A 17,729-nucleotide genomic window follows, 5' to 3' on the forward strand; every position below is an offset into this window, starting at 1 on the left:
TGCCGGAGCCGGACCCGACGGCTCCGCCCGCGCCGGGACCCGGCCCGGCCGATCCCGGCCGGCTGCCGCTGTAGGGCGTCACCCGGCAGGCGGCGTCGGGTCGTCGGCCACCGAGCGGCGGTCGGAGACCCGGCCCGCCAGGATCCGGCGCTGGATCACCCGGGCGATCGGCTCGTTGACGATCAGCACCAGGAACAGCAGTTCGGCCACGTTCGGCCGGATCCAGCTCACCGCGATGACCAGCACGTCGATCGCGATGAGCACGCACGACCGGACCATCGACGTGATCCATTCCTGCTGGCCCTCCGCGGTGGCCACCTCGTCGGCCCGGGCGGCGATCTGGATGAGCACCAGCGAGACCGAGACCAGCAGCAGGTTGCCGGCGAAGACGGTGATCGCGAGGGCGTTGCCGCCGTGCCCGCTGAGCAGCTGGGACGAGAACGGGATGAGCACGACCGCGGCCAGGTAGAGGAAGTTCGCCCAGACCACCCGCTCGGTGGCGATCCGCACGCGGCGGAACTCCTGCCGATGGGCAACCCAGAAGATCGCGATCAGCCAGAAGGCGAACAGGAACGTCACGTACTCCCGCGCGTGGTCCTGCAACGCCGACCATAGTCCGCCGGGGGAGTCGGCCCCGTCCGGGACGGGCAGCTCCAGGACCAGGACGGTGAGCGCGATGGCCACCGTGCCGTCGGTCAGCGCGCCGACCCGGTCGTTGTCCTTCTCGGTCAGCCACCCGCGTCGGGTGCGCCGGGTCCGTTCCTTCCCCATGGCGCGCAGTGTCGCACCGACGAGCGGCGCCAGGGCGGTGCGGCGCTGCCGCCGATCGCTCGTCATCCGGTGTGATCATTGCCCGAGGTCCGTGGGCCAGGAACGATGGGGCATGGCCTTCGCCCGCCCGCGATCCAGGTCCCGTCGGCCTGGCGGCGTTCCGCGCTCCGTCATCGACACCTCGCTGGCCGACGCCGAGCCGCTGTGCTGGTGGCTGGACGACGTCGACGCGCCGCCGCCGCGGGAGGCGGTCACCCGGTCGATCAGCGCCGACCTGGCCGTGGTCGGCGCAGGGTACTCGGGACTGTGGACGGCGCTGCTGGCCAAGCAGGCCGACCCCGATCGGGACGTCGTGCTGCTGGAGTCACGGCGGATCGGATGGGCCGCGTCCGGGCGCAACGGTGGCTTCTGCTCGGCGTCGCTGACCCACGGGCAGGCCAACGGGATGGACTGGTACCCGGCGGACATGCCGCGGCTGGAACGGCTGGGCCGGGACAACCTGGCCGGGATCGTGAAGACCGTCCAGGAGTTCGCCATCGACTGCAAGCTCGAACAGACCGGCGAGCTGCTGGTGGCGACCAAGCCGTACCAGCTGGAGGACCTGCACGCCGACCACGAGCGGATGCTCGACTTCGGCGACGACGCGGTGCTGCTGGACCGGGAACAGACGCAGGCCGAGGTCCGGTCGCCCACCTACCTGGGCGGGCTGTGGAGCAGGAACAAGACGGTGATCCTGGACCCGGCCCGGCTGGCCTGGGGGCTGGCCGCGGCCTGCGAGGCGCTCGGGGTCCGCATCTACGAGCACTCCCGGGTGGTGGACCTGTCCCGGGCCGGCCGCGCCGACGCCATGGTGCTGCGGGTGGCCGGCGGTGCCACCGACGCCACCGGCTCCCAGGCCCCGACCGAGGCGACCGTGACGGCGCGGCGGGTGGCGCTGGCGACGAATGCGTTCCCGCCGTTGCTGAAGCGGATCAACGCGTACGTCGTGCCGGTCTACGACTACGCGATGATGACCGAGCCGCTCACCGAGGCCCAGCTGGACTCGATCGGCTGGCGGAACCGTCAGGGCCTGTGGGACGCCGGGAACCAGTTCCACTACTCCCGGCTCACCGAGGAGAACACCATCCTGTGGGGCGGCTACGACGTCGTCTACCACTACGGCAGCAAGATCGACCCGGCCCTGGACCAGCGGCCGCGCACCTTCCGCACCCTGGCCGAGCACTTCTTCACCACCTTCCCGCAGCTCGCCGGGCTGCGGTTCACCCACACCTGGGGCGGGGTGATCGACACGTGCTCGCGGTTCTTCCCGTTCTTCGGCACCGGGTACGGCGGGCGGGTGGCCTATGCGGTCGGGTACACCGGGTTGGGCGTCGGATCCACCCGGTTCGGCGCGCAGGTGATGCTCGACCTGCTCACCGGCCGGCGCACGGAACTGACCGAGCTGACCACGATCCGGGACAAGCCGCTGCCGTTCCCACCGGAGCCACTGCGGTCAGCGGTCATCCACACCACCCGCTGGTCGATGGCCCGGGCCGACACCCACGAGGGACACCGCAATCTCTGGCTGCGCAGCCTGGACCGGTTCGGGTTGGGGTTCGACTCCTGAGGGTCACCGAGGCGCATCGGGACACTGGACGAGTGCCCCGACCGTCGCCGACCAAGACGTGCGCCGTCGGTGGGCGCACCATCACCTGGCGGGAGCGGTGGGCACGGGACTGGGATGCGGTGCGGTCCTGCTCCCAACGGTGCCGACGGCACAGACTGGGGCTCATGGACATCGATCTCGAGGCGACGATCCTGGAGCTTCTCGGGCAGCGGGCAGCCGGGGCGACGATCTGTCCGAGCGAGGCGGCCCGTGCTGTCGGTGGGCACGACTGGCGGAAGCAGATGGAACCGGCGCGGCAGGCAGCCCGCCGGCTCGTCGCGGCCGGGGAGGTCGAGGTGACGCAGGGCGGCCGGGTCGTCGACCCGAGCACCGCGACGGGTCCCATCCGCATCCGCCGGACGCGGTGAGGGCTACTCGCTGCCGGCCAGCACGTTGATGGCGAACGCGACCACGGCCGCGTTGAAGAAGAACGCGATGATCGAGTGCATCATGCTGTTCCAGCGCATCCGGCTGGTGGTGACCTGGACGTCGGTGGCGCCGAACGCCGTGCCCAGGGTGAACGCGTAGTAGTAGAAGTCGGCCACGGGCCGCGGGGGCGCGTCCGGACCGACGTCGGCGTATCCGTCGGGGACCGGGAAGCGCAGCCCACCGTGCACGGCGGTGAGCCGCCGGTAGCGCCGGGCGAAGCCGGCGTGCATCAACATCCAGGACAACAGGACGGTGGTCACGCCGAGCGCCCGCAGCGCGCTCTCCACGTCCGGGTCCAGGTCCCGAGCGGCGATGACGGTGCCCGTCCCCAGCCCGGTCAGCCCGGCGGCCACCGAGAACAGCACGTCGATGGTACGGCGGACCCGGCCGGTGGCCACCAGTGACGTCGTGGTCTCCGCCCGCCGGACCACCACCGCGCCGACCACCACGTACCCGAAGGCGAGCAGGTTCCACAGCGCCAGCGCCAGCACGGCGGACTCGTCCGCGGTCACCCCGTTCGGATCGACCGGCGGCGGTGCGTCGTCGCCGATGGACATCTCGACCTCGTTGAACCAGAAGGTCAGGACGATCAGGGCCAGCTCGACGGCCAGGACGGCGGCTCGAGCCCACCGCTGACGGGTCCGGGTCGAGTGGCGGACGACCTTGGTCACCGCAGGTGGGCGGCCGTCCGGTCGGGTGTCCATCGGATCGCATGGTGCCCGCCTGGCCGCAGGCCGGCCCGACGACGCGCCGGGCCGGTGCTCCGACCCCGGACCCGCCCGCGCTACAGGTACTGGCCGGTGCCGCCCCCGGGTGCGATGCCGTGGTCGGGCGCTCCACCGCCCATGCCGGGCGGCAGGGCCCCGCGCCGCATCTGCTCCAGCTGGGCCCGTGCGGCCATCTGCTGCGCGAACAGTGCCGTCTGCAGGCCGTGGAAGACGCCCTCCAGCCAGCCGACCAGCTGGGCCTGGGCGATCCGCAGCTCGCTCTCGGACGGCACCCCGTCGTCCTCGAACGGCAGGGCGAGCCGCTCCAGCTCGTCCCGCAGCTCCGGGGTCAGACCGCTCTCCAGCTCCTTGATCGACTGCTGGTGGATCTCCTTGAGCCGGGCCCGGCTGGCCTCGTCGAGTGGCGCGGCCCGGACCTCCTCGAGCAGCTGCTTGATCATGGTGCCGACGCGCATCACCTTGGCCGGCTCGCTCATACCGGCGGTGACGCTGCGCTGGTCACCGTCACCGTCGTCCTGGCCGTCCGTCCGGGTTCGACCGGTCGGCATCTGCACGGCGACGGGTTGCCCGTCCGGGCCGATGACCATGATCTGCTGCTGCTCCGCTTCGCTCATCAGTTCTCCTCGATCGCCGCCAGGCCCGGTCAGGAACCGGTTCCCTGCCCCGGAACCTGCAACACGATCTTGCCGAGATGGCCACCGGCGGCCATACGTTCGTGGGCGAGGCCCGCCTCCGGCATCGGCACCACCTCGTCGATGACCGGCCGGACCGTGCCGGCCGCGATCATCGGCCACAGGTGCGTCGTCACGGCTGCGACGACCTCCTGCTTGGAGTGAGGCCCGATCACCGGGCGCCCACGCAGCGAGGTGGCCGCCACCCGGCCGCGCTTGGCCAGCAGCGCCCCGAGGTCGATCTCCGCCTTGGTGCCGCCCATCATCCCGATGACGACCAGGGTGCCGTCCGGGGCCAGCGCCGCGACGTTGCGGGCCAGGTACTTGGCGCCGACCACGTCCAGGATGACGTCGGCCCCGGCCCGGCGACCGGCGTCGGCGGTCGCGGTCCGGATCCGCTCGACAAAGTCCTCCTCGGCGTAGTTGATGAGGACGTCGGCGCCGAGGGCGCCGCAGGACTCGAGGGAAGAGGCCCGCGAGGCGGTGACGGCCACCGTGGCGCCGAGGGCGCGGCCGATCTGGATGGCCATGGTCCCGATGCCGGACGCCCCGCCGTGCACGAGGAGGGTCTGGCCGGCGGACAGGCCGGCCAGCGTGACCAGGTTCGACCACACGGTGCATGCCACCTCGGGCAGGCCGGCCGCGTCGATCAGATCGACGCCTTCGGGGATGGGCAGCAGCTGCACCGCGGGCACGGCGACCTTCTCGGCGTAGCCACCGCCGGCCAGCAGCGCGCACACCGGTTGACCCACCGCCCACCCGGTGACGGCCGAGCCGACGGACTCGATCACGCCCGAGCACTCCAGACCGAGGATGTCCGACGCGCCGGGCGGCGGTGGGTAGTGGCCCTGCACCTGCATGAGGTCGGCCCGGTTGACCGCGGATGCCGCCACCCGGATGACCACCTCGTCCGGTCCGGCCACGGGATCGGGAACCTCGGTCCAGGTCAACGACGGTGTGTCTCCGGCAACGATGGTCACGGCACGCATGGCCCCGAGGTTACGGAAGGGGTCGGACGGGCCGGACACGAGGGAGGCCGCACCCCGACGCGCCGCTGCGAAGTCCGTTCCCCGCGTCCGGGCTCAGCCCAGGTCGGCGGTGTCGAAGGTGTTGCAGGTGGCCGGGTCGCCGGTCTGCAGGCCGATGGTCAGCCAGCGCTCCCGCTGGTCGGAGCTGCCGTGGGTGAACCGCGACTCGTCCACCGCCCCGCCGCTGCGGGCCATGATCGCGTCATCGCCGATCCGCCCGGCGGTGTCCACGGCGGCGGCGATGTCGGCGTCGGTGATGTCGGTGATCAGCACCTGCCCGTCGGACCCCGGCGTGGTGCTGGCGTGGTCGGCCCAGACCCCGGCGTAGCAGTCGGCCTGCAGTTCGAGCCGCACGGACCCGGACTCCGGGCCGGACTCGGTGCCGACCCGGTCCGCCGTGCCCAGCAGGTGCTGCACGTGGTGGCCGTACTCGTGGGCCAGGACGTACGCCTGGCTGAACGGGCCGCTGTCCGCGCCGAACTGGGTGCGCAGGTCCTGCCAGAAGCTCAGGTCGATGTAGACGGTGGCGTCGGCGGGGCAGTAGAAGGGGCCCATCCCGGCGCTGCCCTGGCCGCACGCGGTGGACGTGCTGCCGCTGTAGAAGACGGTGGGCGCCTGCTGATAGGTGCCGCCGCTGGCGGCCAGCGCGTCCTGCCAGTAGGCCTGCACCGAGTTGATCACCGCGACCGCAGCGCAGTCTTCGTTCGTCGAGGCGTCCGCGCCGGTCCGGCAGCGGTCGGCCAGATCGGTGTCACTCGCCGCCTGGCCGGCGCCGAGCTGGCCGAGGCCGGCCGGGAGCCCGCCGCCCTGGTCGGTCGACCCGCCACCACCACCGAAGACGGTGAACGCCAGGATGGCCAGCACCACGATCACGCCGAGTGCGCCGCCGCCCACCGCCATGCCGCCGCCCCGGCTCATCCCGCCGCCGGAGCCGCCGCCCAGGTTGGGGATCCGTAGCCCGCCCCCACCGCCGCGGGACGCGCGACGGTCGCGGACCTGCGAGGTGTCGAGCTTGGCGCGATCGTTGAACCTCACGGTGGCCTCCCGGGTCGGTGGGCACCTGGTGCCCGGTTCCGACAGTCGTGAACCGGACGGAGCGGAACTGATCCAACCGAGCAACTTACGCCGTAAAATGCTCCGGGCTCACCGTCGGTCGACGGCCGTCCGGAACCCCCGGACGAGGATGCCGTCAGCACGCACGCGGTGCCGAAGGGGAGATCGGTGGTTGACCAGTTCGCGGCCCGTGAGGGCCGGTCGCGGACCAGCGAGGGCAAGGTCGTGGAGGACGGTCCCGCACTGCGGTTCAGTGAGTACGCCCGGAGCCTGCAGGCCGAGGACGGGGTCGCGCCGACGCTCGCGGCGATCGTGCAGGCCGCTGCCGTGGACGGCATCCCCAACGCCGAGCACGCCGGGATCGCCGTGCTGTCCCGGCGGGAGATCCGGACGGTGGCGTCCAGCGATGATCTGGTCGGCCAGGTGGACCGCATCCAGGCCGAGACCGGGCAGGGCCCGTTCTGGAGCGGTCTGCGCGATCACGTCACCGTGCGGATCGACGACCTGCAGGGCGACCGCCGCTGGCCGGCCTTCACCACCCGCGCTGCGGAACTCGAGGTCCGGTCCATGCTGTCGCTCCAGCTCTTCGTGCGTGACCGGGAACTCGGGGCGCTGAGCCTGTACTCCTCAGTGCCCGACGCGTTCGACCACGCCGCCGAGCAGGTCGGTCTGCTGATGGCCAGCCATGCGGCCATCGCCATGGTCGGTGCCCAGCAGCAGCACCACCTCGAGGTCGCCCTGGCCAACCGGGACCTCATCGGCCAGGCCAAGGGCGTGCTGATGGAGCGATATCGGATCACCGCCGACCGCGCGTTCGCGCTGCTGGTCCGCGCCTCGCAGGACGGCAATCTGAAGATGGCCGAGGTGGCGCGGCGGGTCACCGAGACGGGGGCACTGCCCGACCGGGGTTGATCGGATCGGGACACGACCGTTTCATTCCGGCCGCTTCCGGTCACCGGTTCTCCAGGCGCCGGCCGAGCCGCGGACCGGAGGGCGCTCAGGGCCGGGCAGTTCAGCCGTGGTGCTGCCCGGCCCGACCTCATCGGGCGCTCGCTCACCCGTCCGGATGACTGCGCAGTGGGCAATCTTGCGCACTGCGCATCCAGTTCCGTAGCGTCGTGCCCGTGACATCGGGGGTGGGGCTGCGCGAGCGCAAGAAGGACGCGACCCGCCGTGCTCTGGTCGACGCGGCCCGGGATCTGGTCGCCGCACGCGGATACCAGCAGGTGACGATCGCGGACATCACCGAGGCGGCCGGCGTCTCCCGCCGCACCTTCTCCAACTACTTCACCAGCAAGGCCGACTGCGTCGCCGCGGCCGGTCCGGCGCTGGCGGCCGACCTGCTCGACCAGGTACGGGCGGCGGACCCGGCGCTGCCACTGGATCAGCTGGTCCGCTCGGCACTGCGCCAGGTGGCGGTCCAGTTCGGGGGGACACCTGGCGTGTTCCTGCTGATGGCGCCGGACGAGCCCGAGCTGCAGGCAGCCGAGTTGCAGGCCGACGAGGAGGTCGGCGAGCACGTCTCCCAGCTCGTCGCCGAGCGCGTCGGTCTCGACCTCGACGACATCCGGGTCGAGCTCGTCGTGCAGTTCGCGCTGCTGGCCTGTCGACGTGCCGCCCAGCGCTGGGTGGCGGCCGGTCGGCGCGACGGCACCGAGGGCCTGTTCCGCCTGCTCGACCTGAGCTTCTCGTTGCTCGACCTCACCGCGCTCCAGCAGCCGGGCGGGTCCGACCCGCAGTCCTGACCCGCAGTTCCGATCGAGCAGTTCCGATCCAGCAGCCCCCATCCAGCGAGGAGTTCCGTCGGCCATGTCCACTCTGCTCTACCGATTGGCGCACGGCGCCACCCGCCTGCGCTGGGCGGTGCTCGTGGTCTGGCTCGTGCTGCTCGGTGGCATGGGCGGCGCCGCGCTGGTCTTCTCCGGCACCCTCACGTCGTCGTTCTCCATCCCTGGCACGGCCGGTCAGGAGGCGCTCAACACGCTGCAGTCCGAGATCCCCGGCGCCGGGGCCACCACCGGACGGATCGTGTTCGCCGCGCCGCAGGGGTCGACCCTGGCCGATCCGGAGTACCAGCAGGCGATCGCCGAGACGCTGCAGGAGATCGCCCCGCTGGACGGCGTGACCGGGGTGGTCGATCCGCAGACCGCGCAGACCATCGCGCCGACCGGCACGGTGGGCTACGCGACGGTGCAGTTCGCCGGGCAGCTCACCGAGATCCCCGAGGCCACCCAGGACGAGATCGCCACCGTCGTGGCCGAGCACCGGGTGGACGGGCTGGAGATCGAGCTGTCCGGTGGAGCGGTCAAGCAGACCCCGGCCATCGGGTCGACCGAGGCGCTCGGTGTCGTCGTGGCCATGGTGGTGCTGCTCATCACCTTCGGCTCCCTGGTCGCCGCGGCGATGCCGATGATCACTGCGTTGATCGGGGTGGCCGTCGGCATGGCCGGCATCCTCTGGGTGTCCGGGGCCGTGGAGATGTCGAACACCGCGCCGATCCTGGCCCTCATGCTGGGCCTGGCCGTGGGCATCGACTATGCGCTGTTCATCGTGTCCCGGCACCGGTCGCAGCTGATGGACGGGATGCCGGTCCGCGAGTCGATCGCCCGGGCGGTGGCCACCGCCGGCACCGCCGTGGTGTTCGCCGGCACCACCGTGCTCATCGCGCTGGCCGGCCTGTCGGTGGTGGGCATCCCGTTCCTGACCGTGATGGGCCTGGCCGCGGCCGGCACCGTCGCGGTGGCGGTGGTCATCGCCATCACCCTGCTGCCCGCGCTGCTGGCCTTCGCCGGGGAGCGGGTCGTCCGCAAGAAGGACCGCGCCCGGGTGGCCGCGGTCCGGGCCGAGCTGGCGGCGGGCGGCGGGCACCACGGCGTGGTCGACCATGCGGAGCGGTCCAACCGGTGGATCCGGTTCGTCAGTCGCCGGCCGGCGCTGGTGCTCATCGTCGGCGTGCTCGGGCTGGGCGTGCTTGCCGTACCGTTCGGCTCGCTGCACCTGGGCCTGCCCAGCGACGGGGTGGCCGGCACCGACACCACCCAGCGCAAGGCCTACGACCTGATCAGCCGGGAGTTCGGGCCGGGCTTCAACAACCCGCTGCTCATCACCGCGGAGTTCGACAGCCCGCAGCCGCAGCTGCAGCAGGAGCTGGCCGAGCTGGGCCAGGGCATCCAGGCCGACTTCCCCGGCTCGATCGCCTTCGTGGCGCCGGGCGGGGCGAACGCGGACGGCACCTTCGCCTTCCTGACCGTCATCCCGACCACCGGCCAGACCGACGAGGCCACCGACGAGCTGGTCAACGACCTGCGCGCGGACGCGGGGAACCTGGGGGAGCGGATCGGCGCCACCATCGCCGTCACCGGCTTCACCGCGGTGGCCATCGACGTGTCGAGCAAGCTGGCCGATGCGCTGCCGATCTACCTGATCATCGTGGTGGGTCTGGCGCTGATCCTGCTGCTGTTGATCTTCCGGTCGATCGTGGTGCCGCTGAAGGCGGTGATCGGCTTCCTGCTCACCATCGGGGTGTCGTTCGGCGCGGTGGTCGCGGTCTACCAGTGGGGCTGGCTGGGCGGCATCTTCGGGGTGGACACCCCGGCGCCGATCATCTCGTTCCTGCCCATCCTGCTCATCGGTGTGCTGTTCGGGCTGGCGATGGACTACGAGGTGTTCCTGGTCGCCGGCATGCGCGAGGCCTACGTGCACGGATCGCCGGCCGAGCGGGCCGTGGTCGGCGGGTTCAGTGCCGCGTCCCGGGTGGTCACCGCGGCCGCGATCATCATGACCAGCGTGTTCGCCGGCTTCATCCTGGCGCCCGACACGATCATCGCCTCGATCGGCTTCGCGCTCGGCCTGGGCGTGCTGGTCGACGCCTTCGTCGTCCGGATGACGCTGGTGCCGGCGGCCATGACGCTGCTCGGCGACAAGGCCTGGTACCTGCCGAAGTGGCTGGGCCGGATCCTGCCGCGGGTGGACATCGAGGGCGAGCAGTTGCTCAAGCAGCTGGCGGCGCGCGAGCAGGGAGCCAGCGGATCCCCGGACGAGCGCACCGATGCGGTGCCGGCCGCGGTCGGCGCGCACAGCCGGGCCGACGACGGGGCGGACGGCTCCGCGAACGGGCACGTCGATCGGTTGGCGCATGTCGGGTCCCATGCGGCGCCCGAGCACGCGGCGCCGGACAACGGGTCGGGTACCGCGTCGGGCAACGGTGCCGACGGGATCTCGGATGTGGCCCAGGTCCGGACCGGCGGCCGGCATCGCGCCCCCGAGGACTGAGTGCTCGGTGCCGGACGACGACGAAGTCGGTCGGCGCATCGACGCCGCCGCTGACCGGGTCGGTCTGTCGCGGACCGAGTACCTGTGTCGTGACGTGGGTCGACTGCGCGCCGCAGTCAGACCGGAAGATCACGGTCGAGGATCTGGCACGGTCGAGGACCTGGAACGTGCGGCAGAGATCTTCGCCGATGTGGCCGACGACGAGGCGATGGAGCGGGCGTGGCGGTGAGCCGCTGGCTCGTCGACCTGATCGCCGAGGTGACCGGCCAGTCCGTCGAGCGGTTGGCCGGCGACTTCTGACGATCAGCCGCGCCGGTACACCCGGGCCTCCCACGGCCGCAACACGATCGCCTCGACGGGGTCCGGGTCCGGCCAATTGCCGAGGACCAGCTCGGCGCCCGCCCAGGCCGCCGCGTCCTGCACCTCGGCGAGCGCATCCTCCCCGCTGAAGTTGGCCACCACCAGCAATTGTCGCGGCCCGAGGGTGCGGGTGAACGCGTAGACGGTCGGATCGTCCGGCAGCAGCATGGTGAAGTCGCCGTGCGCGACGACGGGCTCGATGTGCCGCAGCTCGATGAGCCGGCGGTAGTGGTGGAACACCGAGTCCGGGTCGGCCACCGCGGCGGCCGCGTTGATCTCGGTGTGGTTGGGATTGACCGGCGCCCAGGGGGTCCCGGTGGTGAAGCCGCCGGCATGTCCGTCGCCCCACTGCATCGGGGTGCGGGCGTTGTCCCGGCTCATCACCCGCAGCGCGGCCAGCACGGACTCCGACTCGGCGCCCAGCGCGATGGCCGCGGCGTAGTGGTTCACCGACTCGATGTCCAGGAAGTCGCCGGCCCGGACGAACGGGGCGTTCGTCATGCCCAGCTCCTCGCCCTGGTAGACGTACGGCGTGCCGCGGTGCAGGTGCAGCACGGTGCCCAGCAGCTTGGCCGACTCGACCCGCCAGCGGGTGTCGTCGCCGAACCGGGACACCACCCGCGGCTGGTCGTGGTTGTTCCAGTACAGGCTGTTCCAGCCGCGCTCGGCCAGCCCGGCCTGCCAGCGGCCGAACGACGCCTTGAGCGCGCGCAGGTCGAACGGCCGTACGTCCCACTTGCTCTCACCCTGGTCCAGCCCGACGTGTTCGAACTGGAAGACCATGTCGACCTCCCGGCGCTCGGGATCGGTGAACAGCACCGCCTCGTCGACCGTGACGCCGGGCATCTCGCCCACGGTGATGAACGCCCCGGTCCGGCCGGCGAACACCTCCTCGTGCAGCGCCTGCAGGAACTCGTGGATCCGCGGCCCGCAGACGTACTCCGCGGAGCCGTCACCGAGACCTCCGGGGCCGGGCCGGCCGTCGGCCAGCGGGGTGCGCTTGGAGATCAGGTTGATGACGTCCATCCGGAAGCCGTCCACGCCGCGGTCCAGCCACCACCGCATCATGGCGTGCACCGCCGCCCGGACCTCCGGGTTCTCCCAGTTCAGGTCGGGCTGCTTGCGGGAGAACAGGTGCAGGAAGTACTCGCCGGAGGCCTCGTCGAACTCCCAGGCCGGTCCGCTGAAGAAGGACGCCCAGTTGGTCGGCTCCGCCCCCGGGGCGCCCGGCGTCATGCCCTCCCGGGCCGGCTGCCACCAGTACCAGTCCCGCTTGGGGTCGTCCGCGCTCGAGCGGGAGGCGACGAACCACGGATGCTCGTCGGAGGTGTGGTTGACGACGAGGTCCATGACCAGCTTCATGCCGCGGGCGTGCAGCGCCGCGATCAGCTCGTCCAGCTCGTCGAGGGTGCCGAAGGCCGGGTCGATGCCCTGGTAATCGCTGATGTCGTAGCCGTTGTCGTCCTGCGGCGACGGGTAGACCGGCGACAGCCACAACACGTCGACCCCCAGCTCGGCCAGATACGGCAGCCGGTCGATGACGCCGCGCAGGTCGCCGATGCCGTCGCCGTCCGAGTCGGCGAAGCTGCGCGGATAGACCTGGTAGACGACCGCGGAGCGCCACCAGGGCGCGTCCGTGACCGGGTCGGGCAGGGGCGGGCTGTCGGTCTGATCGGTCACCGTTCCATCCTGCCGCCGGATCGCCGGTGACCCGCCGGCGGACCCGCTGTGGGTCGGGGTCCACAGGGGCCCGCCGACGGAGTTCCGGTCGGGGCGGCCGCCCGGGCGGGCCGCCCCGGGGATCAGCGTCCGCGCTGGTTCAGCAGCACCGCGATGTCGGTCACGATCCGCTGGCTGAAGACGCCCTTGGATTCGGCACTGCCGGTGAGCAGGTCGATCTCGACCAGCGTCGAGCGCCCCTTGATCGTGATCGTGGCGAATCCGGTGTTCTCGACCGCGCGGTCGTCCCGCAGGGTCGAGTAGATGTCGAACCCGGCGTCGCGGTCCGCGTCGACCCCGTAGGAGCCGGTCGGCACCAGCGTGCCGGCGTTGGCCGGGGACTGCAGGACCACCTGGTCGGCCACGGTGTCGAGGTCGAACAGCGTGGTGGCGGTGGCCGCGCTCAGGTCGTTGTTGGTGTACGCCGCGGCGCTGATGCCGGTGGCCGGGGCGCCGGCGTTGGACAGCGGGGTGTCGGCCACGGTGGCTCCGTTCGGGGCGTCGCCGGTCCCGAACGGCTGCCGCAGGTTCTGCCCGGTGTCGCTGACCACCCGCAGCGCGTTGGCGGCGGGGTTGAAGTCGACGCCGAACTGGGTCCCGGACAGGGCGACGCTCAGCTGCCCGACCTTGGCCGCCGCAGCCCTGTCACCGATCAGGTAGATGCCGCCGGCGTTCCCGACCGCGTACAGCTTGCCGTTCTGGACCCGGTGGTCGATGCCGATCAGGATGCGGTCGCCGGCGAGCCCGGTGACGGTCATGGGCTGGCCGGTGCGGCCCGGCTTGTCCACCGAGAAGACCACCAAGGCCCGGCCGCCGTCGGTGAGTCCGACGGCGGACAGTCCGCCGGACTTGCCGCGGGAGTGCTGGTCGCCCTTGCCGAACAGGGCGGTCTGCACGGAACCGCCCACTCCGGCCAGGGCGTTCGTCGACACCTCTGCGGTTCGACCCGCGGTTGCCGGGGCCGCGGTCGCGGCCGACGGGAGTGCCAGTCCGGCCGCCAGGATCGCGGCCAGCATGCCGGTCGTGCCGAGCGTGCGCATGCGCATGAGGGGACCTTTCGTTCGGGTCGTGCTGCCGCTCCGGGTCGGCCTGGACGACGGGCCGTCCGCAGCACGGGGGTGGGGCGGTCATCATGGGTACGCACTTGGACCGGACCACGTTCACCCGTCCGGGAGAAATCTCCGACGGGGCCATCGGGATGTCGCCCGATCGAGCCCGTCGGGATCGTTTCCGTTCACTCGAGGGTGCACGACGAGACGTGGCTCACCCCGCTGAACGCGGACCCGCCGCGCTGCGTAGGGACCCGCGACGAGGAGGTGGTGGCCGGTGCCCGCACTGACGCGGCGACGCGCCGCACGGTCGGCCGGGTTGGGCGACGAGGCGGCGGTCAAGGCCGCCTACGCCGCGCACGGCGCCGAGCTGTACCGGTTCGCATTGCGAGCACTGGATGATCCGGGCGCAGCGCAGGACGCCGTCCAGGAGACGTTCCTGCGGGCCTGGCGATCGGCCGACCGGTTCGATCCCGAGCTGGCCAGTCTTCGGGTGTGGCTCTTCGCGATCGTGCGGAACGTGGTCGTCGACCAGACCCGGCGCCGGTCTGCCGGCTCGTGGGCCAAGGTGCCGACCGGGGGCGACGACGAGGTCGTGGCGGCCCTGGCCCCGGTCCCGGATGACACCGCGATCATGGTCGACCGGTGGGTGGTGGCCGAGGCCCTGGGCCGGATCAGCGTCGATCACCGGTATGTGATCGTGGAGACGTACCTGCGCGGCCGGTCCTACGAGGAACTCGCCGCGGAACGCGGTGTCCCGGTGGGCACCCTGCGCAGTCGTTCCTTCTATGCGCTCAAGGCCCTGCGGGTGGCCATGGACGAGATGGGGGTGACCTTGTGAGTTCCGATGACCACCGCACGCTGCGCGAACTGCTCGGCGCCTTCGCGCTCGGTCAGCTCAGTGACGGCGAACGGCTCGCCGTGCAGGCCCACCTGGACGGCTGCGCCGAGTGCCGGGCCGAGCTGGCGGAGCTGCAGCCGGTGGTGGCCGCACTCTCCGGTCTCGACCCCGACTCCCTCGGAGCGCCGGCTCGACCGCCGGCCCAGCTGGAGGAAGCCGTCCTGACGTCGGTGCGAGCGGAGCTGCGGCAGCGTGCCCGGTCTCGGCTGCTGCGCCGGGCCGGGACCGGTCTGCTGGCGGCGGCGATCGTGGTGGGCGTGTTCGTGCTCGGACTGCAGCTGCGTCCGGCTCCCTCGACGCCCACGCCTCCGCCGGTGGTCCCGATGGCCGTGCAGCAGCTGGCGACCGGGGTGCAGGCAGGCGCGGGCCTGGTGCGCCACACCTGGGGGACCGAGCTCAAGCTCACGGCCACGGGGCTGGACGACGGCGGTGCGTACACCGTCACCTTCGTCCGGGCCGACGGCAGCACGGTGCCGGGCGGGACGTTCCTGGGGACGGGCGACAACACGCTGACGTGCAGTCTCAACGGCGCCCTGCCGTTGGACCAGACGGCCGAGATCATCGTGACCGATGCGGCCGGGGAGCTGGTCCTGGACGCCGTCCCGGTCTGACCGGCCACCGGCTGAGCGAGGCAGCGGGTCATCGACGCATCGCCCTGGTAGCGGACGGAGGAGGCGGACAGACCCACCGCGGGTCGGGGGGCCGCGGTGGGTCTGCTGCCGGTCGTTCGGCGCCTGTCGGTGGCCGGATGGGTCGCCGATCGCGACCGATCCGTGATCCGGCCCGGGTTCAGTCCAGCGCCGGGGCCATGTCCTGCACGACCGACGCCAACAGTCTGGCGTTGAAGTCCACGCCCAGCTGGTTGGGGACGGTGACGAGCAGGGTGTCCGCGGCACGCACGGCTTCGTCCGCGGTCAGTTCCTTGGCGATGATGTCCGGCTCGCCGATGTAGCTGCGGCCGAACCGGGCGATCCCGCCGTCGATCCAGCCGACCTGCTCGTCGTCGTGCTCGCTGCGCCGCCCGAAGTACCGGCGGGTCTCGTCGTCGATCAGGGGCAGCACGCTGCGGCTCACCGACACCCGCGGCTCCCGGTCCCAGCCGGCCCTGGCCCAGGCGTCGCGGAACCGCTGGATCTGCTCGGCCTGGAGCTCGTCGAACGGCACGCCGGTGTCCTCGGTGAGCAGCGTGGAGCTCATCAGGTTCATGCCCTGCTCGGCCGCCCACTCGGCGGTGGCCCGGCTGCCGGCGCCCCACCAGATGCGGTCGGGCAGGCCGGCCGATCGAGGCTCGATGGCCAGCGGGCTGCGGTTGCCGACCATCTGCGGATTGGCCTGGGCCACCGGCGCGCCGGCGATGGCGGCGCGGAACACCTCGGTGTGCCGGCGGGCCATGTCGGCGTCGGTCTCACCGTCGGCGGGGCGGTACCCGAACGACTCGTAGCCACGCAGGGCCGTCTCCGGCGACCCGCGGCTCAGTCCCAGTTGCAACCGGCCCTCGCCGGACTCGGTCGCGCTCAGCAGGTCGGCCTGCGCCGCCTGCTCGGCCATGGCCAGCGGGTTCTCGTAGCGCATGTCGATGACGCCGGTGCCCAGCTCGATGCGCGAGGTCCTCGCGGCCATGGCCGCGAGCAGCGGGAACGGCGTGGCCTGCTGGCGGGCGAAGTGGTGCACGCGGACGAAGGCGCCGTCCACCCCCAGCTCCTCGGCCGCGACGGCCAGCTCGACCGTCTGCACCAGGGCGTCCCGGGCGGTGCGGGTCTTCGATCCGGGGACCGCCTGATGGTGACCGAAACTGAGGAAGCCGATGCGCTTCATGACCCACTCCTTGACCCGGTCGGCGATGCTGCCGGCCTCCACCGTACGGGAACAAGTTGACGAGTCACCCTGTTCCCGGAGGCTGGTCGGGTCAGGTCCGCAGCGAGGCGAAGAACGCGCGGACGTCGTCCACCAGCGCGTCCGGGGCCTGCAACGAGGCGAAGTGGCCGCCGGTGTCCAGCTCGGTCCACCGCACGACGTGGTGGGACCGCTCGGCCAGGCCGCGGACGGCGCGGTCGCCGGTCAGGGTGAGCACCGCGGTCGGCACCCCGGACGGTGCCGGGCGGACGCCCCAGGCGTCGGCGCCGGCCTCCAGGTAGAGCCGGGCCGCGGAGCCCGCCGTCCCGGTCAGCCACAACGCGGTGACGTCGGTGAGGATGGCGTCGCGGTCGACGGGGGTCTGCCGGCTGGTGGTCGGGTCCCAGTCGACCAGCCACTCGAGGTTCCAGGCCAGCTGGCCGGCCGGGGAGTCGTTCAGGGCGTACGCCAGGGTCTGCGGCCGGGTGCTCATCTGGGTGGCGTAGCCGGAGTGGCCGTACCACCAGGACTCGTTCTCCTGGGCCTTGGCCCGGTCGGCCTCGCCCAGCAGGTCCAGCTCGGACGGGTCGGTCACCGTGGCCGCGTCGGCCAGTGCGTTGACGTGCACACCGATCACCCGGTCCGGGGCCATCCGGCTGATCTCAGGGGAGACCAGGGCGCCGAAGTCGCCGCCCTGCACGCCGAACCGGTCGTACCCGAGCCGGCCCATCAGTTCGATCCAGGCCCGGGCGATCCGCCCGGTGCTCCATCCCCGCTCGGTGGTCGGACCCGACCACGCGAACCCGGGCACCGACGGGGCCACCACGGAGAAGGCCGGCCGGTCGGCCGGTGGGTCGGTGAGCGCGTCCAGGATCGGCAGGAAGTCGGTGACGGTGGACGGCCAGCCATGGGTGATCAGCAGCGGGATCGCGTCCGGCCGCGCGGACGGCACGTGCAGGAAGTGGACCCGCTGTCCGTCGATGGCGGTGACGAACTGCGGGCGGGCGTTGAGCCGACGTTCCTGAGCCCGCCAGTCGAAGCCGGTGCGCCAGTGCTCGACCAGGTCGACCAGGGAATCCTGCTCGACGCCGTAGTCCCAACCGGCCCCCGGGAGCTGGCCGGGCCAGCGGGTGCGGACGAGCCGGTCCTGCAGGTCGTCCAGGTCGGCCTCGGGGTGCTCGACGGTGAACGGCGCGATCTCGGTGCCGGTGGGTGCGGGGAGGGCGTCGGTCATGACGCCAGCGTGGTCCGCGCACCGGTCGGATCCGGT

At 72.1% G+C, this 17,729-nt stretch carries 16 protein-coding genes; 7 read left to right on the forward strand and 9 right to left on the reverse strand.

The window, feature by feature from the left end; all coding sequences use genetic code 11:
• Nucleotides 1–78: 78 nt before the first annotated feature.
• Entirely contained in the window at nucleotides 79–837 is a 759-nt protein-coding gene (locus JL106_RS11395) for a TMEM175 family protein (RefSeq protein ID WP_205260850.1), read from the reverse strand.
• 46 nt (nucleotides 838–883) lie between these two features.
• Here JL106_RS11395 and JL106_RS11400 point away from each other — a divergent pair, with 46 nt between their 5' ends.
• On the forward strand, nucleotides 884–2,377 hold the full coding sequence (locus tag JL106_RS11400) for an NAD(P)/FAD-dependent oxidoreductase (protein ID WP_205260851.1): 1,494 nt from the start codon (nucleotides 884–886) through the stop codon (nucleotides 2,375–2,377).
• A 32-nt stretch (nucleotides 2,378–2,409) separates the two neighbouring features.
• Nucleotides 2,410–2,784 carry a DUF3253 domain-containing protein gene (locus tag JL106_RS22520; RefSeq protein WP_205260852.1) on the forward strand — a complete coding sequence of 125 codons (375 nt, stop codon included), beginning with the start codon at nucleotides 2,410–2,412 and terminating at the stop codon, nucleotides 2,782–2,784.
• A gap of 3 nt (nucleotides 2,785–2,787) precedes the next feature.
• On the opposite strand, the gene JL106_RS11410 is transcribed toward JL106_RS22520, so the two are convergent.
• The 4 genes from JL106_RS11410 to ypfJ all read right to left on the reverse strand — a co-directional run bounded on the left by JL106_RS11410 (nucleotide 2,788) and on the right by ypfJ (nucleotide 6,307).
• Nucleotides 2,788–3,549: a DUF1345 domain-containing protein gene (locus JL106_RS11410; RefSeq protein WP_205260853.1), complete on the reverse strand. Its 762-nt coding sequence runs from the start codon at nucleotides 3,547–3,549 to the stop codon at nucleotides 2,788–2,790.
• 80 nt (nucleotides 3,550–3,629) lie between these two features.
• The gene (locus JL106_RS11415; protein WP_205260854.1) at nucleotides 3,630–4,187 is read right to left on the reverse strand and encodes a bacterial proteasome activator family protein; all 558 of its coding nucleotides are present in this window, start codon (nucleotides 4,185–4,187) and stop codon (nucleotides 3,630–3,632) included.
• 29 nt (nucleotides 4,188–4,216) lie between these two features.
• Nucleotides 4,217–5,233, reverse strand: coding sequence for an NAD(P)H-quinone oxidoreductase (locus tag JL106_RS11420; RefSeq protein WP_205260855.1), 1,017 nt, complete (start codon nucleotides 5,231–5,233; stop codon nucleotides 4,217–4,219).
• Between the two features lie 93 nt (nucleotides 5,234–5,326).
• Complete coding sequence (gene ypfJ / locus JL106_RS11425) at nucleotides 5,327–6,307, reverse strand: KPN_02809 family neutral zinc metallopeptidase (protein WP_205260856.1); 981 nt, start codon at nucleotides 6,305–6,307, stop codon at nucleotides 5,327–5,329.
• Nucleotides 6,308–6,493: 186 nt separating this feature from the next.
• Between ypfJ and JL106_RS11430 the strand changes: the two genes are divergently transcribed.
• The 3 genes from JL106_RS11430 to JL106_RS11440 all read left to right on the forward strand — a co-directional run bounded on the left by JL106_RS11430 (nucleotide 6,494) and on the right by JL106_RS11440 (nucleotide 10,597).
• Nucleotides 6,494–7,237 (forward strand): GAF and ANTAR domain-containing protein, encoded by a 744-nt coding sequence (locus JL106_RS11430; protein WP_205260857.1) that lies wholly within the window; start codon nucleotides 6,494–6,496, stop codon nucleotides 7,235–7,237.
• A gap of 212 nt (nucleotides 7,238–7,449) precedes the next feature.
• Nucleotides 7,450–8,070 carry a TetR/AcrR family transcriptional regulator gene (locus tag JL106_RS20975; RefSeq protein WP_328842122.1) on the forward strand — a complete coding sequence of 207 codons (621 nt, stop codon included), beginning with the start codon at nucleotides 7,450–7,452 and terminating at the stop codon, nucleotides 8,068–8,070.
• A gap of 64 nt (nucleotides 8,071–8,134) precedes the next feature.
• Nucleotides 8,135–10,597 carry an MMPL family transporter gene (locus JL106_RS11440; protein WP_205260858.1) on the forward strand — a complete coding sequence of 821 codons (2,463 nt, stop codon included), beginning with the start codon at nucleotides 8,135–8,137 and terminating at the stop codon, nucleotides 10,595–10,597.
• Nucleotides 10,598–10,900: 303 nt separating this feature from the next.
• On the opposite strand, the gene JL106_RS11445 is transcribed toward JL106_RS11440, so the two are convergent.
• Together JL106_RS11445 and JL106_RS11450 are read right to left on the reverse strand one after the other, a co-directional pair.
• Entirely contained in the window at nucleotides 10,901–12,637 is a 1,737-nt protein-coding gene (locus JL106_RS11445) for a glycoside hydrolase family 13 protein (protein WP_328842124.1), read from the reverse strand.
• A 122-nt stretch (nucleotides 12,638–12,759) separates the two neighbouring features.
• A complete protein-coding gene (locus tag JL106_RS11450; RefSeq protein WP_205260859.1) occupies nucleotides 12,760–13,722 on the reverse strand; it encodes a DUF4394 domain-containing protein in 963 nt (320 codons plus the stop codon).
• A gap of 280 nt (nucleotides 13,723–14,002) precedes the next feature.
• Here JL106_RS11450 and JL106_RS11455 point away from each other — a divergent pair, with 280 nt between their 5' ends.
• Entirely contained in the window at nucleotides 14,003–14,566 is a 564-nt protein-coding gene (locus tag JL106_RS11455; RefSeq protein WP_205260860.1) for a sigma-70 family RNA polymerase sigma factor, read from the forward strand.
• Nucleotides 14,563–15,237, forward strand: coding sequence for a zf-HC2 domain-containing protein (locus JL106_RS11460; protein ID WP_205260861.1), 675 nt, complete (start codon nucleotides 14,563–14,565; stop codon nucleotides 15,235–15,237). Before JL106_RS11455 ends, JL106_RS11460 begins: the two co-directional genes overlap by 4 nt.
• A gap of 178 nt (nucleotides 15,238–15,415) precedes the next feature.
• On the opposite strand, the gene JL106_RS11465 is transcribed toward JL106_RS11460, so the two are convergent.
• Together JL106_RS11465 and JL106_RS11470 are read right to left on the reverse strand one after the other, a co-directional pair.
• The gene (locus tag JL106_RS11465) at nucleotides 15,416–16,441 is read right to left on the reverse strand and encodes an LLM class flavin-dependent oxidoreductase (protein ID WP_205260862.1); all 1,026 of its coding nucleotides are present in this window, start codon (nucleotides 16,439–16,441) and stop codon (nucleotides 15,416–15,418) included.
• 91 nt (nucleotides 16,442–16,532) lie between these two features.
• Nucleotides 16,533–17,693, reverse strand: coding sequence for an epoxide hydrolase family protein (locus JL106_RS11470; protein ID WP_205260863.1), 1,161 nt, complete (start codon nucleotides 17,691–17,693; stop codon nucleotides 16,533–16,535).
• Nucleotides 17,694–17,729 lie beyond the last annotated feature (36 nt).

It is taken from the genome of Nakamurella leprariae (assembly GCF_016918035.1).
GTDB lineage: Bacteria > Actinomycetota > Actinomycetes > Mycobacteriales > Nakamurellaceae > Nakamurella > Nakamurella leprariae.

Excerpts from the sequence above, each read along its gene's own strand:
- JL106_RS11415 (WP_205260854.1), bottom strand. The coding sequence starts at position 4,187 with ATGAGCGAAGCGGAGCAGCAGCAGATCATGGTCATCGGCCCGGACGGG.
- JL106_RS11470 (WP_205260863.1), bottom strand. The coding sequence starts at position 17,693 with ATGACCGACGCCCTCCCCGCACCCACCGGCACCGAGATCGCGCCGTTC.
- JL106_RS11440 (WP_205260858.1), top strand. The coding sequence starts at position 8,135 with ATGTCCACTCTGCTCTACCGATTGGCGCACGGCGCCACCCGCCTGCGC.
- JL106_RS11395 (WP_205260850.1), bottom strand. The coding sequence starts at position 837 with ATGACGAGCGATCGGCGGCAGCGCCGCACCGCCCTGGCGCCGCTCGTC.
- JL106_RS11410 (WP_205260853.1), bottom strand. The coding sequence starts at position 3,549 with ATGGACACCCGACCGGACGGCCGCCCACCTGCGGTGACCAAGGTCGTC.
- JL106_RS11465 (WP_205260862.1), bottom strand. The coding sequence starts at position 16,441 with ATGAAGCGCATCGGCTTCCTCAGTTTCGGTCACCATCAGGCGGTCCCC.
- JL106_RS11400 (WP_205260851.1), top strand. The coding sequence starts at position 884 with ATGGCCTTCGCCCGCCCGCGATCCAGGTCCCGTCGGCCTGGCGGCGTT.
- JL106_RS11420 (WP_205260855.1), bottom strand. The coding sequence starts at position 5,233 with ATGCGTGCCGTGACCATCGTTGCCGGAGACACACCGTCGTTGACCTGG.
- JL106_RS11450 (WP_205260859.1), bottom strand. The coding sequence starts at position 13,722 with ATGCGCATGCGCACGCTCGGCACGACCGGCATGCTGGCCGCGATCCTG.